This is a genomic window from Bradyrhizobium sp. F1.4.3, assembly GCF_040548375.1.
Classification (GTDB): domain Bacteria; phylum Pseudomonadota; class Alphaproteobacteria; order Rhizobiales; family Xanthobacteraceae; genus Bradyrhizobium.
In genome coordinates, this window is record NZ_JBEPRN010000001.1 from 838,643 (window position 1) to 863,806 (window position 25,164).

The following is a 25,164-nucleotide window of genomic DNA, read 5'->3' on the forward strand; positions in this document are numbered from 1 at the left end:
GCGAAACTGGTCAGTCCAAATTGGTCTGACCAGCTTGGCTTTCGTGCCGCAGCTTGTCAAACTCAAAAAAAGAGCTGATGAGCACGAAGATGTTGCACGATCCCCCGTCCAAGCCCGAACGCAGCTTCGAGATCGTCGCCCGGCGCATTACTGCGATGATCCAGGCGAGTTACCGGATCGGTCAGCGCCTGCCGGCCGAACGCGACCTCGCGAAGACCTTTGGCGTGTCGCGGCCGACCGTGCGCGAGGCCATCCTGTCGCTGGCGATGGCCGGGATGCTGAATGTCCGCAGCAACAGCGGGGTCTACGTGATCAGCCGTCAGGAGGCGCCTGACGTGCATGTGCTCGAGGGCTTCGGGCCGTTCGAGAATCTGGAAGCGCGGCAGCTCATCGAGCCGCAGATCGCGGCGATCGCGGCGCAGCGTGCTTCGGAGATGACCTTCGCGCAGCTTGCCGAAGCGCTCGCGATGATGCGCTGGGAACATGCGCAGGGGCGCGAGGCCGACACGTCGGACCACCGCTTCCACATGGTGCTCGCCGAGGCGACCGGGAACGGCGCGCTGGTGTCGATCAGCGACTCCTTGTGGCGCGCACAGACCGAGTCGGGCATCTGGCAGGAGATTCACAATCATATGCGCATGGAGGATTACCGCCCCATGTGGCTCAGTGATCACGAGGCCATATTCGAAGCCGTTCAAGCGAGGAACCCACGCAAGGCGAGCCACGCGATGACGCGTCACCTCAACAATATCAGGGATGCGCTGATGGTGGCTTCAAATGCCAAATCAATGGCCGCACCCAAATCGTCCACGAATTCTCCCAAGAAGATCCGCTGAGACTTGTCGCGGTCGAAGAAAGTTTCCGCAAACTCTGTGCTGCGAGACCGCACGAGCAACAACATCGAGTCAAAATGCCGCCGCATTGATGATCGACCTTGGCACAGTCGATATTCGCCGCGTGGGGACACATTGCGTCGAATATTCGAAGTGGGGTGTTCCGAGTAACAAAATATGGCCGCCGTTTGCGTTCGCACGCAACGATGAGTCACGCCCAAGTCTAGGGAGACAATGGCATGAAGGAAGCCACCAAGGGGGCGGCCTCGGGAGCGCTCGCGCATATGCTGGCGGTGACGGCAATGCTCGTCATCGCCAGCATATTGTTCTACGGGCGTTAGTAAGAGTTGCGTGAGAGTTTTCGTCATTCCGGGGTGGCTCTCGCACAGGCCAGGCCCAGAATTCCCGTTCCAGGCTCGGTCCTTTGGACCGCCCCCGAATGACGAATCCCGCTATTTCCTTCTCATGAAGAACGGCACGATTTTTCCGGCAAAGGGCACGAATTTCGCATCGACCTCATCGCCGATGGCGAGATTCGGCTCGCCATGCGCCATCATGCGAAAACCCTCGGCGCAATCGACCAGCAGGATGTTGTAGGGCACGTGCGCGCGCGTCTCGGGCGTGGCGGCGCGGCAGACCAGCGAGGTCGCGTACACCCTGCCCTCGCCGCTGGCCCGATGCTCGCGCGGATCGGATGCTCCGCAGGCCGCGCAGAAGGCGCGATGGAAATACTGCACATGGCCGCATGCACCGCAGGTCTGGTAGGTGATGGCCTGCTCGCCCTTGGTCCAGTCGGCGAGACGCTCGCTCATCGCACCTGCTCCAGGAACATGCTGACATGCGAGGACAGCACGCCGCCGTCGCCGTGCAATAGCGCGATCGAGGCATCGCGCACCTGGCGGTGAGCCGCCCGTCCCGTCATCTGCAAATGCGCCTCGACCAGGTGCGCCATGGCGCCGCCGACGCCGCAATGGCCATAGCTCAGCAGGCCCCCATGGGTGTTGAGCGGCATCGCGCCGTCGCGGCCGAAATGGCCTGAGCGCACCCGCGCGGCCGCCTCGCCGCGCCCGGCAAGGCCGAGGTCCTCGAGCAGCATCGCGAGCGTAATGGTGAAGCTGTCATAGATGGCGGCGTATCGCACATCCGAAATCGCAAGGCCGCAGGCCTCCTTGGCGCGCGCGATGGAAATCTCGGCGCCGAGCTCGCTGAGCGCGGGCGCCGCGGTGACGTGCTGGTGCGTATGCGCCTGGGCGCAGCCGCGGATGCGTACGCCTGTCTCCCCGGTCCGCTCGCGGCTAATGACGAAGGCCGCGCCACCGTCCGACACCGGGCAGCAGTCGAGCAGTTTGAGCGGCATCGCCACCGGCTTCGAGGCCATGACGTCGGCCACCGTGATCGGCTCGCGGAATTGCGCGCCGGGATGGGTGCAGGCATGCGCTCGCATCAGCACCGCGAATTCGGCGAGGTCCTCTTCGGTCACGCCATATTCGTGCATGTAGCGGGTGGCGACGAGGCCGTAATAGGCCGGAATGGTGGGCCCCAGCGGCACCTCGTAGTCGGGATGGCCGACCTGCGCCAGCGCCTGGATCGAGGCGTCGCGGCTCTGTCCGGTCAGACGGTTCTCGCCGGCAACCACGAGCACGTTGCGCGCGACGCCGGCTTCGACGAGGTGATGCGCAAGCATGGTCATCGCGAGCCCCGTTGCGCCGCCGACCTGGACGGCGTGGGCGTAACTCGGGCGGATGCCAAAATGCTCGGCGAAAACCGTCGCCAGCATGATGTGCGGCGAGACCGTCGAGTAGCCGCAGAGGACGCCGTCGATCTCGGCGCGCTTCAGCCCGGCGTCGTCGAGTGCGGCCTGCGCTGCTCTGCTCATCAGGTCGAGCGAGGACGAGCCTTCGTGCTTGCCGTAAGGTGTGAGGCCGACGCCGGTGATGAAGCTCATGGGCGCACCTGTGCATCGTCATTCGGGGGCGGTGAACGGGTCACACCATCGCGGACCATGGCGGCGATCTCGTCGGCGGAATAGCCGATCTCACGTAGGATCTCCGCGCCGTGCTCGTTGAGCTGCGGTGCCAGCCGCACCGGCTCGGCCTCGGTCTCCGACCAGTTCGCTGTCACCTTCATGCTTCGGATCGGGCCCTCGGTCGGATGGTTCACGACCGGGAAGAAGTTCGTCGCCTCCAGATGCTCGTCATGCAGGATCGATGTGAGGTCGTGCATCGGCATCACGGGCACGTCCGCCTTGGTCAGCAGATCGATCCACTCCGCCGTCGTGCGCGCCTCAAAAATGCGCGCGAGCTCGGCGTAGACGACGTCGATGTTGGCGGCACGGCCCGCGAAGGTCGCGAACATCGGATCGGCGCGCAAATCGTCGCGCCCCGTCGCCTTGAAGAAGTTTTCCCACTGCTTGTCGTTGTAGACGATGACGCTGAGATAACCGTCCGACGTCTTGTAGGGCCGGCGGTCGCGCGAGAGGTGGCGGGCATAGCCGCCCTTGTCGAGCGGCGGCTCGTAGGTGAGCCCGCCCATGTGGTCACCCATGACGAAACCCGCCATGGTCTCGAACATCGGAATGTCGACGCGCTGGCCGCGCCCGGTGCGATCGCGATGCACGAGGCTGGCGCAGATCGCGCCGACGGCGGTGAGGCCGACGATGCGGTCGACCAGTGCGTTCGGCACGTAGCGTGGCACGCCGTCGCCAGTCTGCGCCATCAGCGCCGGCAGCGCGGTGGCGCCCTGGATCAAATCGTCATAAGCGGGCTTTGCGGCATACGGACCGTCCTGCCCGAAGCCGAACACACCGGCATAGACGAGGCGCGGATTGATTTTTGAGACGACGTCATAGCCGAGCTGGAGCCGCGCCATGGCCTGCGGGCGGACATTGTAGACGAGAACGTCGGCGTCCTTCAAAAGCCGCAGCACGGCATCGCGCCCCGAAGGCTTCTTCAGGTCGAGACAGATCGAGCGTTTGCTGCGGTTGGTGTTGAGGAACACCGGGCCCATGCCGGCGTGACGCATCGGGCCGATCAGGCGGGTAACGTCGCCATCGAGCGATTCCACCTTGATGACGTCAGCGCCGTAGTCGCCGAGCATCTGGGTGGCATAGGGCCCCATCAGCACGGTCGTCATGTCGATGACCTTGACGCCCTTCAGCGGCCCCATCGTTCACTCCCGATTGCGCGGGCTCGGTCGGCCCACGATTTCGGTCCAGCTAACGGCAGCAGCTGGGCGCGCGCAAGGGCAGCCGGGGTATGGCCGCATGCGCGGCGGGGCGAAACGGCCGCTATTTCTTCTGGCGGGATTCGCGGACCTTCAGCAGCCGGTCGAGCTCGTCGTTCTGCGCATTGATGCGATCGGCGATGCGAGCCTCGTTCTGCTCGCCCGAGGCGGCCGCCGCCTGCTCGATGAGCTGCCGGATATTGTCCTCGAGGATCGCGATGCGATCGTTGAGTTGGTCCAATGAGAGGTAGTCGTCGTTGCTCATGATGCACCTGCAAATCAATCAAGAGCCGTAGGGTGGGCAAAGCGAAGCGCGCCCACCATGATCTAGCGCAAAGGCCGTAGGGTGGGTTAGCCGAAGGCGTAACCCACCTCTTTGCTTTCCACGCATAGGGCGAAATGGTGGGTTACGCTAGCGGACTGCGATTCGCGCAGCCGCCAGCTAACCCACCCTACAAGAAACTTACTTCAAGGGCTCCAGCACCGAGACGTAGTTGGCGACGGCCGCGCCGCCCATGTTGAAGATGCCGCCGAGCTTGGCGTTCTTGAGCTGCATGCCCTCGGGCGCCTGGCCTGCGAGCTGCATCGCGGTCATCACATGCATGGAAACGCCGGTGGCGCCGATCGGATGGCCCTTGGCCTTCAACCCGCCGGACGGATTGACCGGCAGCTTGCCATCCTTGAGCGTCCAGCCTTCCTTGATGGCGCGGGCGCCCTGCCCCTTCGGCGTGAGGCCCATCGCTTCGTACTCGATCAGCTCGGCAACCGTGAAGCAATCATGGGTCTCGACAAAGGAGAGATCGGTGAGCGCCACGCCCGCCTTTTCCAGCGCGCGCTGCCAGGCAACCGTGCAGCCCTCAAACTGGAGGATGTCACGTTTGGACATCGGCAAAAAGTCCTGGGCGTGCGCGGTGGCGCGGAAGCCGATCGACTTGCTCATGCCCTTGGCAGTCTCGGCATCGGCCAGCACCAGGGCGGCTGCGCCGTCGGAGACGAGCGAGCAGTCGGTGCGCTTCAGAGGACCCGCGACATACGGGTTCTTCTCGCTTTCGGCGCGGCAGAACTCGAAGCCGAAATCCTTGCGCATCTGGGCGAAGGGATTGGCGACGCCGTTCTTATGGTTCTTGGCCGCGATCAGCGCCAGCGCATCGGACTGGTCGCCGTATTTCTGGAAGTAGGAGCTGGCGATCTTGCCGAACACGCCGGCGAAGCCGCCGACCGTGTCGCCGTCTTCCGGCAGGTAGGATGCCTTCAACAGGTTCTTGCCGATCTCGGCGCTCGGCGTGCGCGTCATCTGCTCGACGCCGACGACCAGCACGATTTTAGCCGCTCCTGCGGCGATCGCACGCACGCCCTGGTGCACGGCGGCAGAGCCCGTGGCGCAGGCGTTCTCGACCCGGGTGGTCGGCTTGAAGCGCAGTTTCGGGTCGGCCTGGAGCACCAGCGAGGCGGTAAAATCCTGCGGCGAAAAGCCGGCGTTGAAATGGCCGAGCACGATCTCGTCGACGTCGGAAGCGGAAATGCCGGCATCCGCAATCGCCTCATTGGCGACGCGCGTGACGAGGCTTTCGACGGTTTCGGTGTCGAATTTGCCGAACGGCGTATGCGCCCATCCGACGATGCTGGCGGTCATGGTCATTCTCCCTGGGTCTCCTACTGACCTAAGTCTTAGCCGATCGATGGCAAGACTTCACGCGGCTTTCAGGGCCTTGAGCGTGCGCTCACAGATGGCAGTTATGCCGGCCCAGTTCCCGGCCCTGATCTCCGCCGTCGGGCACAGCCAGGAACCGCCGACCGCCACCACGTTCGGCTCGGCAAGCCAGGTCGCTGCATTGGCCTCGCCGACGCCGCCGGTCGGGCAGAACCGCACATTCGGGAACGGACCGCCGAGCGCGCGCAGCCCCTTGATGCCACCGGCCTGCTCGGCCGGGAAGAATTTTGCGAGGTCGAGACCGTGCGCCAGCGCCATCATCAGCTCGGAGGCGGTGGCGATGCCCGGTGCGAACGGCAAGGCGCTGTCGGCGGCAGCCTTCAAGAGATCGGGGGTCAGGCCCGGGCTGATGCCGAACTTGACGCCGAGCTTCTCGACACGGGCGAAGTCGGCCGGATTGAGAATCGTGCCGATGCCGACGATCGCCTCGGGGACTTCGGCCATCATCGCCCTCGCTGCCTCGATCGCAACAGGGGTGCGCAAGGTCACCTCCAGCGTGCGGACGCCGCCGGCAACCAACGCACGCGCCAGCGGCACAGCATCCTGGATACGCTCGATGGTGAGGACGGGAATAACGGTCGCGGCCTTGAACAGCGCGACGAGGTGGTTCTGTTGGGCGGTCGTGGTCATCGTTGTCGCTTCTTTACTTGGTCGCCTGGCGAGAGGTCGCCGGCCGGTGCCGCTTCTTCGGCGGCATGGCATAGCCCGGAATGATGGCGCCGGGATAGCAGATCACGAGGCTCGCCAAGCGATGGCCGGCCTGCGCGGCCTCGACCGGCTCGGAACCGGCAAGCCGGGCGGCGATATAGGCCGCGGCAAAACTGTCGCCAGCGGCGGTGGTGTCGGCCACGGGCCTGGTCATGGGTTCGGCGCGGACCTCGCGGGTGGCCCCGGGGAAGCGCAGCAGGCTGACGGGCTCGGCCAGCCGGAACACCAGTTCCGGGCTTGGGATCCGCGCCATCAATTGGTCATGGCTCTCGCCCGGATAGAGCGCGAGCAAATCCTCGGTCGAGGTCAGCACAATGTCGGCGGCCGCGAAGGCCGCGGCAAAGACCTCGCGGGCGACGTCGCGATCGGGCCAGCCGCGTGCGCGAAAATTGGTGTCGAACACGAAGCGGGTGCCGAGCAGGCGCGCGCGCTTGATCGCCGCGAACAGGCGCTCGCGCCCGGCCGCATCGTAGATCGAGAGCGTGATGGCGGAGAGATAGACGATGTCGTAGCTCATCAGCGAGTTGAGGAGCTCGTCCGTCTCCGGCAGATCCATCAGCCGGCGCGCCGCCGCACTGTCGCGCCAGTGGAAGAACTGCCGCTCGCCCCTCGCATCGAGCTGGATCATGTAGAGGCCGGGCAGCTTGCCCGGCAGGCGCACAACGCGCCTCGTGCCAACGCCCTCCGCGGTCCAGGCCGCGATCATCTCATCGCTTAAGGCATCATCGCCGAGTGCGGTGAGATAGTCGACCTTGACCTCGAGCCGCGCGAGATAGACCGCGGTGTTGAGGGTGTCACCGCCGAAGCCGCGCGAGTACAGGCCACCGCCCTGCCCGGCAGACTGTCCCGCGGATTGTCCCCCTTGGGCCTGCCGGAGCTCGACCATGCATTCGCCGATGCAAGCAACGCTCGCCATCACTCTACCCGCTCAGTCACAGATCACGCGACGAAATTGCCGCCAAGCTCGTCTTCGATGTGAATGCGGATGATGTCGTCAAAGGTCCTCTCGGCGGTGGTGAAGCCGAGTTCGAGTGACCGCTTTGCATTGAAATTGCGCGGCCAGCCGCCGACGATACCGACGATGAAGGGATCGGGCTCCCGCTTGATGCGGGCGGCGACCTTGTCGCCGGCAACCCGCTTCAGCGCCGCGATCTGCTCGCCGACCGTGGCCGACAGGCCGGGCATGGTGAGGTTGCGGCGCGGGCCGACGGTGGCGAGATCCATGGTGCCGGCATGGAGCAGGAAGCCGACGGCGGAGCGCGGCGTGGCGTGCCAGTGGCGAACGTCCTCGGACACCGGCAGGATCACGTCCTTGCCGGCCAGCGGCTCGCGCAGGATGTTGGAGAAGAAACCGGATGCCGCTTTGTTGGGCAGGCCGGGCCGGATGCAGATGGTCGGCAGGCGAATGCCGATGCCGTCGAGGAAACCGCGGCGCGAATAGTCGGCGAGCAGCAATTCGCCGATCGCCTTCTGGGTGCCGTAGCTGAGCAGCGGCGTGTGGAAGAACTCGTCCTCGATCGCCTCCGGGAACGGCGCGCCGAACACTGCGATCGACGAGGTGAAGACCACGCGCGGCTTGTAGCCGCCGCCCACGAGCCGGACGGCGTCGAGCAGCATCCGCGTGCCGTCGAGATTGATGCGGTAGCCCTTGTCGAAATCGAGCTCGGCTTCGCCCGAGACGATCGCCGCGAGATGGAAGATCACGTCGGGGCGGCCGGCGATCAGCTTTTCTGCTGCGCCAGGCACGGCGAAATCGCCTGACACGGTCTCGACGGCGAAACCGGCCTTTTCCGGCTTTTTGGGCTCGACCACGTCGTGCATGGTCAGCTTGGTGATCTCGCTCTTGCCGAGCCGGCCGTCGCGCAACAGCCGTTCACACAATTTGCGGCCGACCATGCCGGCGGCGCCCAGAACCAGAATGTGCAAGAGCCTACTCCTTCTTATTGGCCGGAACGCGCCGCTTCCGGCCCGTTCTCTTGGCGCGCTCTCAACGCAGGCCCCGCGATCATTCCTTCACGGCGCCGGTCATCGCCGACACATAGTACTCCACGAAGAAGGAATAAAGGATAACTACGGGGACCGAGCCGGTCAGGGCTGCCGCCATCAGCGCGCCCCAATGGTAGACGTCGCCATTGACGAGTTCGGTGATCGCGCCGACGGGGATGGTCTTGTTCTCGGACGAGGAGATGAAGGTCAGCGCGTAGATGAACTCGTTCCAGGACAACGTGAAGGCGAAGATGCCGGCCGAGATCACCCCCGGCAGCGATAGCGGCAGCGTGATCTTGGTGAGGATCTGGAGCCGCGTCGCCCCGTCGATCAGCGCGCACTCCTCGAGCTCGTAGGGAATGGTGCGGAAGTAGCCCATCAGCAGCCAGGTGCAGAACGGGATCAGGAATGTCGGATAGGTCAGGATCAGCGCCAGATTGCCGTCGAACAGGCCGAGCTGGAACACGATCGCGGCGAGCGGAATGAACAGGATCGACGGCGGCACGAGGTAACCAAGGAAGATCGCCAGGCCAACGTAACGCGAACCCTTGTAGCGCAGCCGCTCGATCGCGTAGGCCGCACACACGCTGGCAAACAGCGAGATGCAGGTCGAGGACACCGAGACGATCACGGTGTTCCACATCCATTGCGGATAATCGGTCTCGAAGAACAGCTTCTGGATGTGCTCGAACGTCGGATGCAAGATCCAGAACGGATTGTACTTCTCGTAGTCGTACATCTCCGCGTCCGGCTTGAATGTCGCAACCGCCATCCAATAGAACGGGAACAGCAGGAAGAACATGATCAGGCCGAGCGGAAGGTAGACGCGGAGAAACCTCCGCGGAAAACTCTCCAGGTAGGACATTCCGACGCTTTGGTCGTCCGCGGTGGTCATGGTCAGTCCCTTCCGCCCTGCTGCCAGCGGGAGCGCTGAAGTCCGAAGAAGCTGAGCAGGATCGCCGCAACCAGGAACGGAATCATCGCGTTCGAGATTGCCGCACCCTCGCCGAGATTGCCGCCGGTGATCGCGCGCTGGAACGACAGCGTCGCCATCAGGTGCGTGGCGTTGATCGGCCCGCCCCGCGTGATGGTGTAGATGAGCTGGAAGTCGGTGAAGGTCATCAGCACCGAGAACGTCATCACCACGGCGATGATCGGCGACAGCATCGGCAGCGTGATGTGACGGAAGCGCTGCAAATTGGTGGCGCCGTCGAGATTGGCGGCTTCATAGAGCGAGGGCGAGATCGTCTGCAATCCCGCGAGCAGCGTGATCGCGACGAAGGGCACCCCGCGCCAAATATTGGCGACGACCACCGACCAGCGGGCATTCCAGGGATCACCGAGGAAATCGATGTAGCGCGTGATCAGGCCGGCCTTGATCAGCACCCAGGAGATGATCGAGAACTGGCTGTCGTAGATCCACCAGAACGCGATGGCCGAGAGCACGGTCGGCACCACGAAGGGCAAGAGAACGATGGCCCGGATCATCGACTTGAACGGCAGCCGCTCGTTGAGCAGCAGCGCCAGGTAAAGCCCGACGGCGAATTTCACGATGCTGGCAGCCACCGTGTAGAAGATGGTGTTGAACACCGACAGCCAAAACACCGAATCCTTGGAGAGCGAGACGAAGTTCGCAAAGCCGATATAGCGCCCGGCGCCGCCGATCTTGGTATCGGTCATGCCGAGCCAGAAGCCCAGCGCGAGAGGATAGGCGAGAAACAGAATGAGAATGGCGATCGCCGGCACCATGAACATCGCGCCGAGAAAGTTCCGGCTTTCGAACGCCCTGGACCACAGGCTGCTGCGCTTGACCTGCGCGGCGATCGGCTCAGCCATAACTGCCATGTCGGACTCTCCTCACGGAAACGACGACGGCGGCGCCCAGCGAGCTGGACGCCGCCGTCTGTGGCTGATCAGACCTGGTAGTAGCGCTTGGCGCGCTCGGCGGCGCGGGCGGCTGCTTCCTTCGGCGTGGCCTGTCCGGAGGCCGCTTCCGCGAACATGTCGACCACGACGAAGTCGCCCATGACGGCGGCCGAGGCATATCCGAGATCACCGGCATAGCCGTTGTCGCGGCAGCGCTTCAGGCAGTCGCGGTACGGTGTGATCTTGGGATCGGAGGTCCACACCGGATTGTCGTTGTAGGCCGGCAGCGGCGGCGAAACGTAGCCGTTGGAGGCGACCTCCCACGCGTCGTAGTTCTCCTTGTCCATCATGAACTTGATGTATTCCTTCACCGACTTCGGGTACTTCGAGTGCTTGTAGCCGTAGTAGACCAGCACGTTCTGCTGCTCGGTGGACACGCCGACGGGACCGATCGGCATCGGCGCGTGGTCCATGTCCTTGGCGATCTCCTGCTGCTTCGGATCGGGCGAGTTCTTGCCGACCGTCCAGATCGAGATGCCGTTCAGGGTCAGACTGAGTTCGCCGTTGAGGAACGCCTTGTTGTTGTTCGAGTCGTTCCACGACAGCACACCCGGGATGAACGTCGCATAGAGCTGCTTGACGTATTCGAGCGCGGCGATCGTCTCCGGCGAGTCGATCACGACCTCGTTCTTGTCGTTGACGACCTTGCCGCCGAACGCCCACAACGCCCACTGGCACCAGCCGTTGGCGTCGCCGGTGGCATGGCCGAGCGCGAAGCCGGCCGGCGTGTTGTTCTTCTTCAAGGCCTGGCACAGCTTGAGGAAGCCGTCGGTATCCTTGGGGAATTGCTCGAAGCCCGCAGCCTTCACGTGGCTGATGCGGTAGTTCAGGCAGCCGCCGGTCGCGCCTTGCGGGATAGCGATCCAGCTGTTGCCCTTCTTGCCGTAGCGCTCGGCAACCGGATACCAGCCGCCATACTGCTTGCCGAGATAGTCGGCGATGTCAGTCATGTCGATCAGCTTTTCCGGGAATTTGTGCGGATCGTCGAGCGTGCCGATGATCAGGTCGGGACCGGCGCCGACATTGGCGGCGACCGCAGCCTTCGGACGGATGTCCTCCCAGCTCTCGGCCTCGAGCTTCACCTTGATGCCGGTCTTTTCCGAGAATTTCTTGGTCTGCTCGGCGAACTTGTCGAACTCGGCCTGGATGAACTGCTTCCAGCGCAGCACGCGAATGGACGCATTCGGCTCCGGCGTGTTGGTCCACTCCGCTGCGCGGACTGGCACGATGCCGGGGCCGGCGAGCAATGCTGCGCCGCCCAGGCTGGCTTTAAGCACACTACGCCTGTTGAAATCGCTCATCGTTCTCTCCCTGATTTTTTATATTTGTATTGGTTTGGTCTTACGTCGCTACATGCGTTTACCGGTCGGCTCATCAAACAAGTGAACCAGGGACGGGTCGGGCTTCAGCCTGATCTTGTCGCCGGGATTGAACTGGTGGCGTTCGCGAAAGATGGCGACAACCTGCTCGCCGCCGACCTTGGCAAACACCTGAGTCTCCGAGCCGGTCGGCTCGACCACGACGATCTCGGCCTCGGCGCCGTCGTCAGCGATGGTGAAATGCTCGGGACGGACGCCATAGACCGCGGGCCGACCGTCGGACGCGGTCGGCGCAGTCGCGAGCGGCAGCTTGACGCCGTTCGGCCCCTCGAAGGTGGCAACACCGTTGACCCGCACGTGGCCCTTGAGGAAGTTCATCGCGGGGGAGCCGATGAAGCCGGCGACGAACTGGTTTTCCGGCTTGTCGTAGAGCTCGAGCGGCGTACCCATCTGCTCGACGATGCCGTCATGCATGACGACGATCTTGTCGGCCATGGTCATGGCCTCGATCTGGTCGTGGGTGACGTAAACGGTCGTGGTCTTCAGCCGCTGGTGCAGTTCCTTGATCTCGGTGCGCATGGCGACGCGCAGCTTGGCATCGAGGTTCGACAGGGGCTCGTCGAACAGGAACACCTGCGGATCGCGCACGATGGCGCGGCCCATGGCGACGCGCTGGCGCTGGCCGCCGGAGAGCTGGCGCGGATAGCGATCGAGCAGCGGCGACAGCGCCAGAATTTCCGCGGCGCGCTTGACGCGCTTGTTGATCTCATCCGAGCCCGCATTCCGCAGCTTCAGCGAGAAGCCCATGTTCTCGCCGACGGTCATGTGCGGATAGAGCGCGTAGTTCTGGAACACCATCGCAATGTCCCGCTCCTTGGGCTGGACATTGTTGACGACGCGGTCGCCGATCGAGATCGTGCCGGAGGTGATGTTCTCGAGGCCTGCGAGCATGCGCAGGAGCGTCGACTTGCCGCAGCCGGAGGGGCCAACCAAGACGACGAACTGACCGTCCTCGATCGGAATCGAGACGCCGTGCAGGACTTCAAAGTTGCCGAACGATTTCCGCACGTCGCGGATTTGCACAGACGACATCTAGCTCCCTCCTCCGACTCGACGACGCAACTGTCGCGCCGCCACCGTCTTGTTTTTTCTGAACTTCGCCGAAACGAAGCCCGGTCTTAGCAGGCGACATTGTCGGCAGTTTGTGCGGTTTTGGCAATTTGTCTTTGGTTAGTCGTTGCTGGTAGCGCTGTCAACGTTCCTTTGTTTGCGGGAGTGACTGTGTTAAGAGCAGCAAATGGGTCGAAAGCGCACCAAGTCTGGCAAAATCCGGCTGGCGGAAGTCGCCGAACTCGCTGGCGTCAGCCCGATCACCGCCTCCCGCTTCTTCCGCAATCCCGAGGCGCTGTCGGTCGCCAAGCGGACGCGGGTCGACAGCGCGGCCAGAGAGCTCGGCTACGTGCCCAACCTTGCGGCACGCGCGCTGGCTTCGCAGCGCACCGAAGTGATCGGTGTCTTGATTCCGTCACTGACCAACAACGTATTTTCCGACGTGCTACGCGGCATCTATGACGCCTCCGAAGGCAGCCGGTATTCGATCCAGCTCTCCAACACACGCTACAGTATCCTCCAGGAGGAGAAACTTCTGCGCATCTTTCTTGCGCAGAAGCCGGCCGGGCTGATCGTCACCGGCATCGATCAGACCGCGGAATCGCGCGCGATGCTCGAGGCCACCGACTGCCCGATCGTGCAGATCATGGAGATCGGGCCGAACCCGGTCGACATGATGATCGGCTTTTCGCACTATGATGCAGCGCGCGCGGCGATCGCCCACCTGTTCGGACAAGGCCACCGCAAGATCGGATTCGTCGGTGCGCGCATGGACCCGCGGGTGCAGCGGCGGCTCGACGGCTACCAGGCCGCCATGAAGGACGCAGGCCTGTTCGACCAGCGCCTGATCGTCGCCACCGCAACGCCAACCTCCGTCACGCTCGGCGGCACGCTGTTCACGGATCTCCTGGCCAAGTCGCCCGATCTCGACGCCGTGTTCTGCGCCAATGATGATTTGGCGCTCGGCGTGCTCTTCGAATGCCGCCGCCGCGAGATCGCGATCCCCGAGCAAATCGCGATCATCGGATTCAACGACCTCGAATTCATGGCGTCCGCCGTCCCGACCCTCACCAGCGTGCGCACCAACCGCTATGAAATGGGCCGGACCGCCGCCACCATGCTGATCGACGCGATCGAAGGACGGCGCCCGGAGCGGCCGGTGCTCGATCTCGGCTTCAAGGTGATGGAGCGCCAGAGCTCGTCGTTGCGGCGTTCGGACAGCAGGCCAGCCCCAACCGGCGCGGGCGCCGCGAACAAAATGGTAGCGTTACCAAGTGGCCATGATTAGTATCGGACTTGTGAGGAAACGACCCGCCAACGGGCAGGCAGACCATCGCTCACGCCGTTGGGCATCGCACAAGCCGACACGCTAAAACGGACGCCGGTGCGTTTGCATTGCAGGAGAAACCAATGACAAAAAAGCCAACCAATGGGCACCCGCCCGCCGGTAACGGCACTCGCCGCCATCTTCGCTCGCAGGAATGGTTCAACAACCCGCATAATCCGGGCATGACGGCGCTCTATCTGGAGCGCTATTTGAACTACGGCCTGACCCGCGCCGAGCTCCAGTCCGGCAAACCGATCATCGGCATCGCGCAAACCGGCAACGACCTCTCCCCCTGCAACCGCCACCATATCGAGCTTGCGCATCGCGTCCGCGAAGGCATCCGCGAGGCCGGCGGCATTGCGATGGAATTCCCGACCCATCCGATCCAGGAGACCGGCAAGCGCCCGACCGCGGCGCTCGACCGCAACCTTGCCTATCTCGGCCTGGTCGAGATCCTCTACGGCTATCCGCTCGATGGTGTGGTGCTGACCACCGGCTGCGACAAGACCACGCCCGCCTGCATGATGGCGGCAGCGACCGTCAACCTGCCCGCGATCGTGCTGTCGGGCGGCCCGATGCTCAACGGCTGGCACAATGGCGAACGCACCGGCTCCGGCACCATCGTCTGGAAGTCGCGCGAGCGGCTTGCCGCCGGCGAGATCGACTATGACGAGTTCATGGAGATCGTGGCCTCATCGGCGCCCTCGGTCGGCCATTGCAACACCATGGGCACCGCCTCCACCATGAACGGGCTCGCCGAAGCGCTCGGCTTCTCGCTGCCGGGATGCGCGGCAATCCCCGCGCCCTATCGCGAGCGCGGCCAGATCGCCTACGAGACCGGCAAGCGCGCCGTCGAGATGGTCTGGGAGGATCTGAAGCCCTCCGACATCCTGACCCGCAAGGCGTTCGAGAATTGCATCGTGATCAATTCGGCGATTGGCGGCTCGACCAACGCGCCGATTCACATCAACGCGCTCGCCCGCCACATCGGCGTGGAGCTGTCGATCGACGACTGGCAGAAGGTCGGCCACGACGTGCCGCTGCTCGTCAACATGCAGCCGGCCGGCTTCTATCTCGGCGAAGAATTCCACCGCGCCGGCGGCGTGCCGGCGGTGGTGCGTGAATTGATGAAGCACAAGCGCATCCACGAGGACGCAGTCACGGTCAACGGCCGCGGCATCGGCGAGAACTGCGCCAATGCGCCGAAGCCGGACAATGATGTGATCTGGGCTTACGACAAGCCGCTGGTGAAGGACGCCGGCTTCCTGGTGCTGAAGGGCAATCTGTTCGATTCCGCCATCATGAAGACCAGCGTGATCTCGAAGGAGTTTCGCGACCGCTATCTCAGCAACCCCAAGGACCTCAACGCCTTCGAGGGCCGCGCCGTCGTGTTCGAAGGACCGGAGGACTACCACGAGCGGATCGACGATCCCTCCCTCGACATCGACGAGCGCTGCGTGCTGTTCGTCCGCGGCACCGGCCCGATCGGCTATCCCGGCGGCGCCGAGGTCGTGAACATGCAGCCCCCGGCAGCGCTGATCAAACGCGGCATCCACTCCCTGCCCTGCATCGGCGACGGCCGCCAGTCCGGCACCTCGGGTTCGCCGTCGATCCTGAATGCTTCACCCGAAGCCGCCGCCAATGGCGGGCTTGCGATCCTCAAGACCGGCGACAAGGTGCGCATCGACCTCAACAAGGGCAGCGCCAATATCCTGATCTCGGACGACGAGGTGAAGAAGCGCCATGCCGAGCTCAAGGCCAATGGCGGCTTCAAGCATCCGCCGAACCAGACGCCGTGGCAGGAGCTCTACCGCAACACCGTCGGCCAGCAGTCGACCGGCGCCTGCATGGAGCTTGCCACGCGATATCAGAACGTCGCCGGCACGTTCGGCGTCGCGCGGGATAATCACTGACAGCCACACCGTCATTGCGAGCGAAGCGAAGCAATCCAGTCTGCCTCTGCGGAGAGACCCTGGATTGCTTCGTCGCAAGAGCTCCTCGCAATGACGTGGGGTTGGCATTCGAATGAACACAAGGGAAAAGAAAATGGCAGACCGCCTCAAGGGAAAGCGCGCCGTCGTCACCGCCGCAGCAGCCGGCATCGGGCGCGCCTGCGCCATCGCATTCGCGCGTGAAGGCGCATCCGTCATCGCCACCGACATCAATGAAAGCGGCATCGCGAGCCTGGTCAAGGAAGGCATCGCCGAGACGGCAAAGCTCGACGTTCGCAACACCGCCGACGTCAACGCCTTCGCCAAGCGCATCGGCAAGGTCGACATCCTGCTCAATGCGGCGGGCTTCGTGCACCACGGCACCATCCTGGATTGCTCCGAAGAGGATTTTGACTTTTCGTTTGACCTCAACGTCAAATCGATGCACCGGACCATCAGGGCCTTCCTGCCCGAGATGCTGGCAGGCGGAGGTGGCAGCATCGTCAACATCTCGTCCTGCGCGGCGCTGCGTCCGCCCGCCAACCGCTATGTCTACAGCGCCTCGAAGGCCGCGGTCTCGCTGCTGACGCGCGCGGTCGCGCTCGACTTCATCACCAAGGGCATCCGCTGCAACAGCATCTGCCCCGGCACCGTCGAGACGCCCTCGATGCTCGACCGCGCCGCCGCGCAGGGCCCGCAGGGCAAGGAGATGTTCGTCTCCCGCCAGAAGATGGGCCGGCTCGGCACCGCCGACGAAATCGCATCCATGGCGGTCTATCTCGGCAGTGACGAAAGCGCCTTCACCACCGGCGTCGACCTCGTCGTCGACGGCGGCTACATGCTCTGACGTCCAGGAACAAGGCCTCCAGCATGAACAAGATCGATCTCGACGGCCGCGTCGCCATCGTCACCGGTGGCGCGCAGGGTTTTGGCCGCGCCATCGTTCAGCGCTTCGTCGCCTCGGGCGCCAAGGTGGCGATCTGGGATTTCGATGCGGCGCTGGCGGAGAGGACCGCCAAGGAAATCGGCGGCGACGTTCGCGTTTTCAAGGTCGACATCACCGACACCGCAGGCGTCGAGCAGGCGCGCGACGCGACCCTTTCCGCCTTCGGCAAGATCGACATCCTCGTCAACAATGCCGGCATCGCCGGCATCAACAAGACGGTCTGGGAGACCGATCTCGATGAATGGCGCAAGGTGCTGCGCATCAACCTCGACGGCCCCTTCATCTGCTGCAAGGCGATCGTGCCCGAAATGCTCAAGCAGAAATACGGGCGGATCGTGAACATTGCCTCCATCGCCGGCAAGGAAGGCAATCCCAACGCCTCGCACTACTCGGCCTCCAAGGCCGGCCTGATCGCGTTGACGAAGTCGCTGGGCAAGGAGCTTGCCCAGCATGACATCCTCGTGAATGCGGTGACGCCGGCGGCGGCAAAAACCGCGATCTTCGACCAGATGACGCAGCCGCATATCGATTTCATGCTGTCGAAAATTCCCAAGGGTCGCTTCGTGCTGGTCGAAGAGCTCGCCGCGATGGTGGCCTGGCTTGCGTCCGAAGATTGTGCCTTCTCCACCGGCGCGGTGTTTGATATTTCTGGTGGACGGGCAACCTATTGAGAGAGCCATGATCCGGGAGGGTGGATGCCTGTGCGGCGCGGTGCGGTTCAAGGCGGAGGGCGACCCGCTCAACGTCCGCATCTGCCACTGCCGCAACTGCCAGAAGGCGATGGGCTCACCGTTCTTCGCCCGGGCGCTATTTCCGCAGACCGCACTGAGCGTTGAGGGAGAGACCGGGCGCTATCCATCATCGGAGAATGTCGATCGCGTCTTCTGCAAGCAATGCGGCACGCGCCTGTTCTCCTGGCGGCGCAACGGCACCGCCGCCGGTGTCGCGCTCGCAACCTTCGACGACCGCAACGCGTTTGCGCCGACCGAGCACATCTGGGTGCAGGAAAAGCCGGACTGGCTGAATCTCGACGACGGCCTGCCGCAATATCAGACGACGATTCCGTCCTGACGGCAAACACCTGCCGGGCAGCACTGACGGTTCGCCGTAGCGGGGGAAACGTGTTACGCCGAACTCATCAGGCACGAACCGGGCCCTCCGCAATTGAACATCTCCCTCTATGATCTCTCCGTCTGGGTGCTGCCGCTGCTGCTCGCCATCACCTTCCACGAGGCCGCGCACGGCTTCGTCGCGCACCGTCTCGGCGACAACACCGCCTGGCAGCTCGGACGCGTCAGCTTCAACCCGTTTCGGCACATCGACCCGTTCGGCACCCTGATCCTGCCCGCGATGCTGCTGTTTGCGCATTCGCCGTTCCTGTTCGGCTATGCCAAGCCGGTGCCGGTGAATTTTCGCAATCTCAACAACCCGAAACTGGACATGGTCTGGGTGGCGCTGGCCGGTCCCGTCACCAATATCCTGCTGGCACTGGTGGCGGCCCTAGCTGTCCACGCCCTGCCACTTGCGCCCGCGAACTCGGCGCAATGGATCGCCGACAACCTCAAGAACGCGATCCTGATCAACGCCGTGCTGGCGGTGTTCAACATGATGCCGATCCCGCCGCTCGATGGCGGACGGGTTGCGGTCGGGCTGTTGCCCCGGCCGCTCGCCCTGCCGCTGGCGCGGCTCGAGCCGTTTGGCATGCTGATCCTGATCGTGCTGCTGATCCTGCTGCCTTTGGCGGGTTCCCAGTTCGGTCTAAATCTTGATGTTATTTCAGCAATACTGCGAACGTTGACCGGTTATGTGATTCAGGCTGTTCTCTTGCTGACCGGCAATGCGTAGTTGAAGCAATACACTTGAAGACAAAGCCGAAGGGCTAGAGGCCAACTTGGTCAAAGCTGCCGATATGCTGATCGCGCGACGCGCCGACACCCGTGCCCGCGCCGATTTCGCCACCTGGAAGATGATGGCCAAGCTGAATGGATTGTCCGCGCTGCCTCCGGACGCACAGGGCTTCCTCGCCGGCTACAAGAAGCTGCTGGAGCAGACGAGCGAGGCCGAGGCGACCGAGGCCACCATCGCCGAACTCTATAAGTCCTACTATCTGGAGATGGGCGGTGCCGGGAACCCGCCCGACGTCCGCACGCGGTCGCCTGAGCCTGTGGCGGACAATGTTACCGCCTTCCGGCGCCCGGCCCCCAAGCCGAAGAAGACCGGCTTCTTCGGGGCGGCCGCGGTTGGCGGAACCCAGAAGCGCCCGCTCCCGGTAGCGCTGATTTTCGCCTGCCTGGTCGTGGTCTACGTCTCGATCAAGTACTACTGGCGCTAAGGCGGCCGCCGCGACGCGGCCTCAGCCCTTTCCGGCCTTCTCGTTCTTCCTGAAGATCACCGGCAGGACGAATGTCAGCCCGTCGTCCGCGACCAGCGGCGGCGGCGTCGGCACGGGATCGGAGCGCTTGACCATTCCGATGGCCGCGTCGTCGAAGGCCGGATCGCCCGAGCCCTTTTCGATGACGACCGAGACCACATGGCCGAGCCGGTCGAGCGTCATCCGAACCGAGAGTTCTGCCGCCTTGAACAGGCCCTTGGGGTAGCGCTTGTGCCGGTCGAGATGCGCGACCAGATCCTTTTCCCACCCCTGGCGAATGCGAACCGAGCGATCGCTCTTCTTCTCCACGTCGGAGGTCGGCATCGCGGTGGCTTCAGCGGCGGGCGAGGCCACCGAGGCAGCCGTCGGGACCACTGATTCCTTGGTTTCCTCCTCGACCGGCTTCTTGGTCTCGTTCATCGTCACGGCCCGGTCGGCGTCCTCGGCCTCCATCGGGATGTCCTTGGGAAGGCTGCTCTCCTTCAACTCCGCCTTCTGCTCGGTCAGCTCGGGTGATGCGACAGACTCGTTCGAGTCCGGTCCCGGCGGCAGCTCGCTGGGCTCGCCATTGGGCGACATCGCCTCAAGTCCGACCTCGATACCTTGCGGGTCTGCGATGACGTCCGGCTCGTCGGCGCGCAGATTGGCGAGCGCAAGCGCTGCGCCGCCGAGATGGAGCGCGACAGCGACCAACGCGGCGAGGACCCACGGCAATCGGGACGACTTCAGATCGAGATCGGACATCGGCTTCAGGCCTTGGTCACGGCTTCGGTGGCGTCGCCGGCGGCGGTGCGGCCCCCGGGACGCCCTCCAGCGTCACCAGCTTGACCTTGGAATAGCCTCCCTTGTTGAGGAACTCCAGCACCTCCATCAGCTCGCCATAGGGCACCGCGCGATCGGCGCGCAGGAAGATGTATTTGTCCTTGGCCATGTCCGGCGTGTTGTCGAGCGCACTGACCAGATCGACACGCTTGACGAAGGTCTCGCCGATTGCCACGGAAAGATCCGGCTTGATGGTGACATAGGTCGGCTTGTCCGGCTTCTTCTGCGGCGTCGATGTCGACGTCGGCAGGTCGATCGGCAGATCGACCGTCGACAGCGGTGCTGCAACCATGAAGATGATCAGCAGGACCAGAATGACGTCGATGAACGGCGTGACATTGATGTCATGCGTTTCGGTGAAATCGTCGTCATCGACGTCGTTGTCTGCGATCGAAGCGCCCATGGTTCACTCCGCCGCGCGCGAATGCACGCTGCCATGGCTGCGGTCGAGATCGCGCGACAACAGCCGCGCCGACGCGCCGGAGGCGCGGCTGACGAGCTCGAGATAGCCCTTCGTCATGCGCGCGAAGTGATTGTAGATGATCACGGCGGGGATCGCGGCAACGAGGCCGATCGCGGTGGCGAGCAGCGCCTCGGCGATGCCGGGCGCAACCACGGCGAGGTTCGTGGTCTGCGACTTCGAGATGCCGATGAAGCTGTTCATGATGCCCCAGACCGTACCGAACAGGCCAACGAAGGGCGACGTGGCGCCGATGGTCGCAAGCACGCCCATGCCGATGCGGATGCGCCGCTGCTCCGCGCGCACGATCTCGGCGAAGCTCGAGGCCGCACGCTCCTTGATGCCGGTGTCGCTGGAGATGCCGGCCGACATCCGCGCCTCGCGCAGCGCTGCTGCGAGGAAGGACGGCAGGACGCCCTCCTTGGCGCCGAGCGCCATCTGCGCTTCCGCAAGCGACCGCGCCTCGGCAACCTTCTTCAGCGCCGAACGCAGCTTGGCGGAGGCGACCGACAGTTCGACCGACTTCGCGATGAAGACGGTCCAGGTCATGAGCGATGCAAAGGCAAGCCCGATCATCACCCCCTTCACGATGATGTCCGCCGACATGAACATCACCCAGGGCGACAATTCCTTCATGGCTGGCGCAACGGCCGATTTCAAATTGCGACCGCTCGCCTCGGCCTGTGCTGCGTCGGAGGCCGGGGCCGTCACCGCATCGGTCGAAGAAGCGCCGGGCGCCGCGGTAGCGGGCGTCGAGGCCGCCGCCGTCGATGGTGCGGCCGGCGTCGCCACGCTTGGCTGTGCCGCGGTTGCGGAAGCAGCCGCAGGCGGTTGAACCGCCGTGGGTGCCTGCACCGCCGGCCGGGCTGGCGCCGCCGGCTGGGTTTGTGTCTGGGCAGAAACGGGGACTGCGAGCCAGGTGACCGTCAGCAGCACGGCTGCGGCGAAGCTTGCGTGGAAAGATGTGATCTTCATACTTCGGCCCAGTAGCGAATGAGGTTGTGATAGATACCCGTCAATTTGACCGTTTCGGGATCGTCACGCCCGAGTCGTTGCACCAGCGCCTGAATGGCGGTGTCGAGGTCAAAGATCATGCTGCGGGCTTGATCGTCCCGTACCATGCTCTGAAGCCAGAAGAAAGACGCAACCCGCGTTCCCCGGGTCACCGGGGTGACCAGATGGAGGCTGGTCGAGGGATAGAGCACGCAGTCCCCCGCTGGCAACTTGACTTCGTGCGAACCGTAGGTGTCCTCGATCACAAGTTCGCCACCGTCGTACTCCTCGGGCTCGCTGAGGAACAGCGTGACCGACAGGTCCGTGCGGATGCGAAGACCGGTGAGCCGGTCGCCGCGGATGGCATTGTCGACGTGGAGGCCGAAATGGTGGCCGCTGTTCGCCGCATAGCGGTTGAACAGCGGCGGAAAGATCTCGAGCGGGATTGCGGCAGCCAGAAACCGCGGATTCGACGTCAACGCCGAAATAATGCGGTTGCCCAGCTTGCGCGCGACCTCGCTGTCAGGAGGCAACTGCTCGTTGCGCTTGACCATTGCTGACTGCGCGCCCGCGGTGGAACGGCCGTCTTCCCATTCGCTGGCGTCCATGATGCGGCGGAACTCCGCCACATCTTCCTTGCTCAGGACGCCGTCTATGCATGTCAGCATGGCACCTCTTTATGTCTCCATCAGTAGCGCGCCGACAGAACCAGATAGGCGGCGCGTCCCGGTGCTTCCAGCACGAAGGGCGCAGCGCTCTGGTACAGCGCGTCGTAGTAGCGCTTGTCGAAGATGTTGTTCACGAACAGCTTCACCTGCCAGTTCTTGTTGATCTTGGCTTCCGCGAACACGTCGAAACGCCAGTAGCTCGGGATCGACGTGCCCTGGTTGGCCGCGAGCAAGGTGCCGCCGTAGATCTTGGAACGGTAGACCGCCTGCCCGCCCAGTTCCCAGATGTCGTTGATCTGATATTTCGAGAGCATGCTGAAGGACTGATGAGCAATATTCGCGAGCGGCAGGCCGACATTCGTTGGGTAGAGCGCCGTGTTGGGCGACGGTGCCAGCGACTTCGTGACCTCCGATTGCATCAGCACGAGGCCGCCGAACACACTCCATTTGTCGGTGATCTTGCCGCCGACGCCGAGATCGATGCCGCGAATGCGGTAGGCTGCGCCCGCCGTGATGCAGGACACGGTCGTTGTTCCGGCCGGCGGCGAATACGAACAGCCGGCCGGTATTTTGGCCGCTGGCGTCGCGGCGGTGATATTTTGCGCTTCGCGCGCATTTTCCTTTTCGGTCTGGAACAACGCCGCCGTCACGAGCAGACGACGGTCAAAGAGCTCCCACTTCGTGCCGATCTCAATCGCCTTATTCTTTTCCGGCCCGAAGATCTGGGTATTGCCGCCGGCGAGCACCGGATTGATGCCGCCATAGGCAGTGCTCGTACCATCGAACTCGGCGCCGACAGGATTGGCCGAAGTCGCATAGGCAGCGTAGACGCTTCCGTTCGGCAGCGGCTTCAGGGTCAAACCGAGGTTGAAGTCGGGAATGCCGAACTGGGCCTGCTGGCTGCCAGAGGTCGTTACACCTGAGATCGTGCCGTAGCCGGAAGTCTTGATCGAGTAATCGTCGTAGCGGAAACCGCCGTTGAGGATCAGGAGGTCGCGATAGTTCGCGCTATCCATCACGTAGCCGCTGACGGTCTCAATTCCGATCTTGGTTGGCCTGCCCGTGAGGCCTCCCGGTATCGGGAACGGATTGTCGGTGGCTTGCGGATTAAAGACGCTGACGCCGGACGTCGATCCGCTGCCGGTGAAAACTGTCGTCCCCGTCGTGATCTCAGAGCCAAGCCCCGTATAGCTATCAATCGACGATCGTTCATTGTCGTATTCGATGCCTGCAAGCAACGTATGCCTGAAGCCGACATAATCGTTGAACTTGTACGTCGCCTCGGTCTGATTGGCGAACACGTCCGTTGCCTGGTAGCGGCTCTGCGGGTTTGCAGTCAGCGTATAAGCCGTAAACGGAGCGCCAGCGGCCAGCGTCGGCGATTCCGGCAGCGTGCCGATATAGTTCTGCGTCGAGTGCGATTCCCGGATCTTGTTGGTGAGCAACAAATCGGGCGTGATCTGGACTTCCGCATTGATCGTGCCGATGTCCTGCCCGGTCCGATAAAAGTCGCGATTGACGAAGCCGTAGAAATTGTTGCGGTTGACGCCGAAGTCCGGGAACGGACCGCCAGCTGTCGATGTCATGCTCGGCCGGTAATACGGCACGCCGAAATCGGGAATGCCGGTCAGCTCTGTGTGGATGTAGTTGCCGGTGATCGTGATTGCGTCGGTCGGCTTCCAAGTCGTGGCGACGAAGGCACCATCGCGATTGTCCTTAACTCGGTCTCGGCCCGCGACATCCGCATCCTGGAACAGACCGCCGGCACGAATCGCGAGCGTCGGGTTGATCACCTGGTTGACGTCGAGCGTCACACGCTTGGTCTGGTCGGTGCCAAACGTGGTATCCATGTTATAGAAGCTCTTCTCCGTCGTCGCCTGCTTGGTCACGATGTTGATCGCACCACCGGCGACACCGCGTCCGGCGAAGGTCGAGCCGGGACCGCGCAGGATCTCGACCTGCTCGGTGAAGAAGTTCTCGCGGACACTCACGCCGGAATCGCGCACGCCGTCGATGAAGATGTCGTTGCGGGCATCGAAGCCGCGGATGAAGAAGCGGTCGCCGAAGGCGTTGCCACCCTCGCCCGTGCCCAATGTGACGCCGGCGGTGCTGAGGATCGCCTGCTTCAGTGTCGTGGCGTTCTTGTCCTCGAGCACATCCTTTGTAAGCACCGTGATCGATTTTGGCGTATTGAGGATTGGCTCAGGGAATTTGCCCGATGCCTGCACCCGAGTGGCCATGTAAGGCGCGGCGGGATTTGCGTACGGATCGCGATCCGCAGCCGGTGCATTCGTCGGGACGACCGGTGCCGTTGCAGCCTGCTGCCGCTGCGCCGCCCGCCGCAGCGCATTGCGCGCGCGAACCTGATCAGCCGTCGGCTTCGAAGCTGCAGGACGCGGCCGCTCCTGCGGCGCATCGACTGTCACGGGAGGCAGGTTGGACTGCTGGGCCTGCGCCCCGCTTGAAACCGACGCGACGGCAATCAAACTCGCGACGGCAGAAACAGTCCTGCCGGTTGCCGCGTCGAAATTGTCGCCTAGTGATCCCCGTGCCGCGGTCGAACGCAACGACCGCGGAGCCCTTGCCGTACCCATCTGACGCCCCACTTCATTTCTGCAATATGTCGCATTGCGACAATGCGACACATTGGTCGTATCGAGCGGGGCATATGGGGTCAACGCAATCACGGCAGTGGCATTCTTGAATCGGTCCAGATCAAAACGATTCTAAACTCCAGTTTGAAACGGTTCTAAACTCGAGTTTGTAAGTGTTCTAAAGTGGTGCCGACATTTGTCCTTGAGATGCCGATCCCGCGCATCGCGATCGGTTGC

The 25,164-nt window shown here is 63.6% G+C and carries 25 protein-coding genes; 8 read left to right on the top strand and 17 right to left on the bottom strand.

Going from position 1 to position 25,164, the window contains the following annotated elements:
- Positions 1-77: 77 nt before the first annotated feature.
- Positions 78-836 (top strand): FadR/GntR family transcriptional regulator, encoded by a 759-nt coding sequence (locus ABIB73_RS04150; protein ID WP_354221684.1) that lies wholly within the window; start codon positions 78-80, stop codon positions 834-836.
- Positions 837-1,285: 449 nt separating this feature from the next.
- Here ABIB73_RS04150 and ABIB73_RS04155 read toward each other — a convergent pair whose 3' ends face one another.
- From ABIB73_RS04155 to ABIB73_RS04210, 12 genes are all read right to left on the bottom strand, one after another.
- Positions 1,286-1,645: a Zn-ribbon domain-containing OB-fold protein gene (locus ABIB73_RS04155; protein ID WP_354221686.1), complete on the bottom strand. Its 360-nt coding sequence runs from the start codon at positions 1,643-1,645 to the stop codon at positions 1,286-1,288.
- Positions 1,642-2,778 carry a thiolase family protein gene (locus ABIB73_RS04160; protein WP_354221688.1) on the bottom strand — a complete coding sequence of 379 codons (1,137 nt, stop codon included), beginning with the start codon at positions 2,776-2,778 and terminating at the stop codon, positions 1,642-1,644. The genes ABIB73_RS04155 and ABIB73_RS04160 overlap by 4 nt, the downstream gene beginning before the upstream one ends.
- Positions 2,775-3,998 (bottom strand): CaiB/BaiF CoA transferase family protein, encoded by a 1,224-nt coding sequence (locus tag ABIB73_RS04165; protein WP_354221690.1) that lies wholly within the window; start codon positions 3,996-3,998, stop codon positions 2,775-2,777. The genes ABIB73_RS04160 and ABIB73_RS04165 overlap by 4 nt, the downstream gene beginning before the upstream one ends.
- 121 nt (positions 3,999-4,119) lie before the next feature.
- Positions 4,120-4,320, bottom strand: coding sequence for a hypothetical protein (locus ABIB73_RS04170; RefSeq protein ID WP_045000594.1), 201 nt, complete (start codon positions 4,318-4,320; stop codon positions 4,120-4,122).
- A gap of 198 nt (positions 4,321-4,518) precedes the next feature.
- On the bottom strand, positions 4,519-5,688 hold the full coding sequence (locus tag ABIB73_RS04175) for an acetyl-CoA acetyltransferase (RefSeq protein WP_354221692.1): 1,170 nt from the start codon (positions 5,686-5,688) through the stop codon (positions 4,519-4,521).
- A gap of 57 nt (positions 5,689-5,745) precedes the next feature.
- A complete protein-coding gene (gene eda, locus ABIB73_RS04180) occupies positions 5,746-6,396 on the bottom strand; it encodes a bifunctional 4-hydroxy-2-oxoglutarate aldolase/2-dehydro-3-deoxy-phosphogluconate aldolase (RefSeq protein WP_354221695.1) in 651 nt (216 codons plus the stop codon).
- Between the two features lie 13 nt (positions 6,397-6,409).
- Entirely contained in the window at positions 6,410-7,390 is a 981-nt protein-coding gene (locus tag ABIB73_RS04185) for a sugar kinase (protein ID WP_354221697.1), read from the bottom strand.
- 23 nt (positions 7,391-7,413) lie between these two features.
- Positions 7,414-8,400, bottom strand: a complete 987-nt coding sequence (gene denD, locus ABIB73_RS04190) for a D-erythronate dehydrogenase (RefSeq protein WP_354221699.1) — start codon at positions 8,398-8,400, stop codon at positions 7,414-7,416.
- Between the two features lie 79 nt (positions 8,401-8,479).
- Complete coding sequence (locus ABIB73_RS04195) at positions 8,480-9,355, bottom strand: carbohydrate ABC transporter permease (RefSeq protein WP_354221701.1); 876 nt, start codon at positions 9,353-9,355, stop codon at positions 8,480-8,482.
- Between the two features lie 2 nt (positions 9,356-9,357).
- A complete protein-coding gene (locus ABIB73_RS04200) occupies positions 9,358-10,305 on the bottom strand; it encodes a carbohydrate ABC transporter permease (RefSeq protein ID WP_354221703.1) in 948 nt (315 codons plus the stop codon).
- A 68-nt stretch (positions 10,306-10,373) separates the two neighbouring features.
- The gene (locus ABIB73_RS04205; RefSeq protein WP_354221705.1) at positions 10,374-11,687 is read right to left on the bottom strand and encodes an ABC transporter substrate-binding protein; all 1,314 of its coding nucleotides are present in this window, start codon (positions 11,685-11,687) and stop codon (positions 10,374-10,376) included.
- A gap of 48 nt (positions 11,688-11,735) precedes the next feature.
- Positions 11,736-12,797, bottom strand: a complete 1,062-nt coding sequence (locus ABIB73_RS04210) for an ABC transporter ATP-binding protein (RefSeq protein ID WP_354221707.1) — start codon at positions 12,795-12,797, stop codon at positions 11,736-11,738.
- Between the two features lie 205 nt (positions 12,798-13,002).
- On the opposite strand from ABIB73_RS04210, the gene gntR reads away from it, so the two are divergent.
- The 7 genes from gntR to ABIB73_RS04245 all read left to right on the top strand — a co-directional run bounded on the left by gntR (position 13,003) and on the right by ABIB73_RS04245 (position 19,351).
- Positions 13,003-14,103 carry an HTH-type transcriptional regulator GntR gene (gene gntR / locus ABIB73_RS04215; RefSeq protein ID WP_354221709.1) on the top strand — a complete coding sequence of 367 codons (1,101 nt, stop codon included), beginning with the start codon at positions 13,003-13,005 and terminating at the stop codon, positions 14,101-14,103.
- Between the two features lie 122 nt (positions 14,104-14,225).
- Positions 14,226-16,055 carry an IlvD/Edd family dehydratase gene (locus ABIB73_RS04220; RefSeq protein WP_354221711.1) on the top strand — a complete coding sequence of 610 codons (1,830 nt, stop codon included), beginning with the start codon at positions 14,226-14,228 and terminating at the stop codon, positions 16,053-16,055.
- A gap of 133 nt (positions 16,056-16,188) precedes the next feature.
- Positions 16,189-16,920 (top strand): SDR family oxidoreductase, encoded by a 732-nt coding sequence (locus ABIB73_RS04225; RefSeq protein WP_354221713.1) that lies wholly within the window; start codon positions 16,189-16,191, stop codon positions 16,918-16,920.
- A 23-nt stretch (positions 16,921-16,943) separates the two neighbouring features.
- Positions 16,944-17,690: an SDR family NAD(P)-dependent oxidoreductase gene (locus tag ABIB73_RS04230; protein WP_354221715.1), complete on the top strand. Its 747-nt coding sequence runs from the start codon at positions 16,944-16,946 to the stop codon at positions 17,688-17,690.
- A gap of 7 nt (positions 17,691-17,697) precedes the next feature.
- Positions 17,698-18,090, top strand: a complete 393-nt coding sequence (locus tag ABIB73_RS04235; protein WP_354221717.1) for a GFA family protein — start codon at positions 17,698-17,700, stop codon at positions 18,088-18,090.
- A gap of 93 nt (positions 18,091-18,183) precedes the next feature.
- A complete protein-coding gene (locus tag ABIB73_RS04240) occupies positions 18,184-18,864 on the top strand; it encodes a site-2 protease family protein (RefSeq protein WP_354221719.1) in 681 nt (226 codons plus the stop codon).
- Positions 18,865-18,928: 64 nt separating this feature from the next.
- Entirely contained in the window at positions 18,929-19,351 is a 423-nt protein-coding gene (locus tag ABIB73_RS04245; protein WP_354222558.1) for a hypothetical protein, read from the top strand.
- Positions 19,352-19,372: 21 nt separating this feature from the next.
- Here the strand turns inward: ABIB73_RS04245 and ABIB73_RS04250 are convergent, their stop codons facing one another.
- The 5 genes from ABIB73_RS04250 to ABIB73_RS04270 are packed head-to-tail and all read right to left on the bottom strand — an operon-like array spanning position 19,373 to position 24,927.
- Positions 19,373-20,134 carry a TonB family protein gene (locus ABIB73_RS04250; protein WP_354221721.1) on the bottom strand — a complete coding sequence of 254 codons (762 nt, stop codon included), beginning with the start codon at positions 20,132-20,134 and terminating at the stop codon, positions 19,373-19,375.
- 16 nt (positions 20,135-20,150) lie between these two features.
- The gene (exbD, locus tag ABIB73_RS04255) at positions 20,151-20,615 is read right to left on the bottom strand and encodes a TonB system transport protein ExbD (RefSeq protein WP_354221723.1); all 465 of its coding nucleotides are present in this window, start codon (positions 20,613-20,615) and stop codon (positions 20,151-20,153) included.
- Positions 20,616-20,618: 3 nt separating this feature from the next.
- On the bottom strand, positions 20,619-21,647 hold the full coding sequence (exbB, locus tag ABIB73_RS04260) for a tonB-system energizer ExbB (RefSeq protein WP_354221725.1): 1,029 nt from the start codon (positions 21,645-21,647) through the stop codon (positions 20,619-20,621).
- The gene (locus tag ABIB73_RS04265; RefSeq protein WP_354221727.1) at positions 21,644-22,333 is read right to left on the bottom strand and encodes a Fe2+-dependent dioxygenase; all 690 of its coding nucleotides are present in this window, start codon (positions 22,331-22,333) and stop codon (positions 21,644-21,646) included. The genes exbB and ABIB73_RS04265 overlap by 4 nt, the downstream gene beginning before the upstream one ends.
- Before the next feature lie 20 nt (positions 22,334-22,353).
- Positions 22,354-24,927 carry a TonB-dependent receptor gene (locus ABIB73_RS04270; protein ID WP_354221728.1) on the bottom strand — a complete coding sequence of 858 codons (2,574 nt, stop codon included), beginning with the start codon at positions 24,925-24,927 and terminating at the stop codon, positions 22,354-22,356.
- Between the last annotated feature and the right edge of the window lie 237 nt (positions 24,928-25,164).

Bases quoted from the DNA above. Each gene is read 5' to 3' on its own strand.
- ABIB73_RS04170 (WP_045000594.1), bottom strand. From the start codon at position 4,320: ATGAGCAACGACGACTACCTCTCATTGGACCAACTCAACGATCGCATC.
- ABIB73_RS04270 (WP_354221728.1), bottom strand. From the start codon at position 24,927: ATGGGTACGGCAAGGGCTCCGCGGTCGTTGCGTTCGACCGCGGCACGG.
- ABIB73_RS04150 (WP_354221684.1), top strand. From the start codon at position 78: ATGAGCACGAAGATGTTGCACGATCCCCCGTCCAAGCCCGAACGCAGC.
- gntR (WP_354221709.1), top strand. From the start codon at position 13,003: ATGGGTCGAAAGCGCACCAAGTCTGGCAAAATCCGGCTGGCGGAAGTC.
- ABIB73_RS04245 (WP_354222558.1), top strand. From the start codon at position 18,929: ATGCTGATCGCGCGACGCGCCGACACCCGTGCCCGCGCCGATTTCGCC.
- ABIB73_RS04160 (WP_354221688.1), bottom strand. From the start codon at position 2,778: ATGAGCTTCATCACCGGCGTCGGCCTCACACCTTACGGCAAGCACGAA.
- exbD (WP_354221723.1), bottom strand. From the start codon at position 20,615: ATGGGCGCTTCGATCGCAGACAACGACGTCGATGACGACGATTTCACC.
- ABIB73_RS04225 (WP_354221713.1), top strand. From the start codon at position 16,189: ATGGCAGACCGCCTCAAGGGAAAGCGCGCCGTCGTCACCGCCGCAGCA.
- ABIB73_RS04205 (WP_354221705.1), bottom strand. From the start codon at position 11,687: ATGAGCGATTTCAACAGGCGTAGTGTGCTTAAAGCCAGCCTGGGCGGC.
- ABIB73_RS04265 (WP_354221727.1), bottom strand. From the start codon at position 22,333: ATGCTGACATGCATAGACGGCGTCCTGAGCAAGGAAGATGTGGCGGAG.
- ABIB73_RS04250 (WP_354221721.1), bottom strand. From the start codon at position 20,134: ATGTCCGATCTCGATCTGAAGTCGTCCCGATTGCCGTGGGTCCTCGCC.
- eda (WP_354221695.1), bottom strand. From the start codon at position 6,396: ATGACCACGACCGCCCAACAGAACCACCTCGTCGCGCTGTTCAAGGCC.
- ABIB73_RS04220 (WP_354221711.1), top strand. From the start codon at position 14,226: ATGACAAAAAAGCCAACCAATGGGCACCCGCCCGCCGGTAACGGCACT.
- ABIB73_RS04195 (WP_354221701.1), bottom strand. From the start codon at position 9,355: ATGACCACCGCGGACGACCAAAGCGTCGGAATGTCCTACCTGGAGAGT.
- ABIB73_RS04235 (WP_354221717.1), top strand. From the start codon at position 17,698: ATGATCCGGGAGGGTGGATGCCTGTGCGGCGCGGTGCGGTTCAAGGCG.
- ABIB73_RS04200 (WP_354221703.1), bottom strand. From the start codon at position 10,305: ATGGCAGTTATGGCTGAGCCGATCGCCGCGCAGGTCAAGCGCAGCAGC.
- ABIB73_RS04155 (WP_354221686.1), bottom strand. From the start codon at position 1,645: ATGAGCGAGCGTCTCGCCGACTGGACCAAGGGCGAGCAGGCCATCACC.
- exbB (WP_354221725.1), bottom strand. From the start codon at position 21,647: ATGAAGATCACATCTTTCCACGCAAGCTTCGCCGCAGCCGTGCTGCTG.
- ABIB73_RS04185 (WP_354221697.1), bottom strand. From the start codon at position 7,390: ATGGCGAGCGTTGCTTGCATCGGCGAATGCATGGTCGAGCTCCGGCAG.
- ABIB73_RS04175 (WP_354221692.1), bottom strand. From the start codon at position 5,688: ATGACCGCCAGCATCGTCGGATGGGCGCATACGCCGTTCGGCAAATTC.
- ABIB73_RS04210 (WP_354221707.1), bottom strand. From the start codon at position 12,797: ATGTCGTCTGTGCAAATCCGCGACGTGCGGAAATCGTTCGGCAACTTT.
- ABIB73_RS04230 (WP_354221715.1), top strand. From the start codon at position 16,944: ATGAACAAGATCGATCTCGACGGCCGCGTCGCCATCGTCACCGGTGGC.
- ABIB73_RS04165 (WP_354221690.1), bottom strand. From the start codon at position 3,998: ATGGGGCCGCTGAAGGGCGTCAAGGTCATCGACATGACGACCGTGCTG.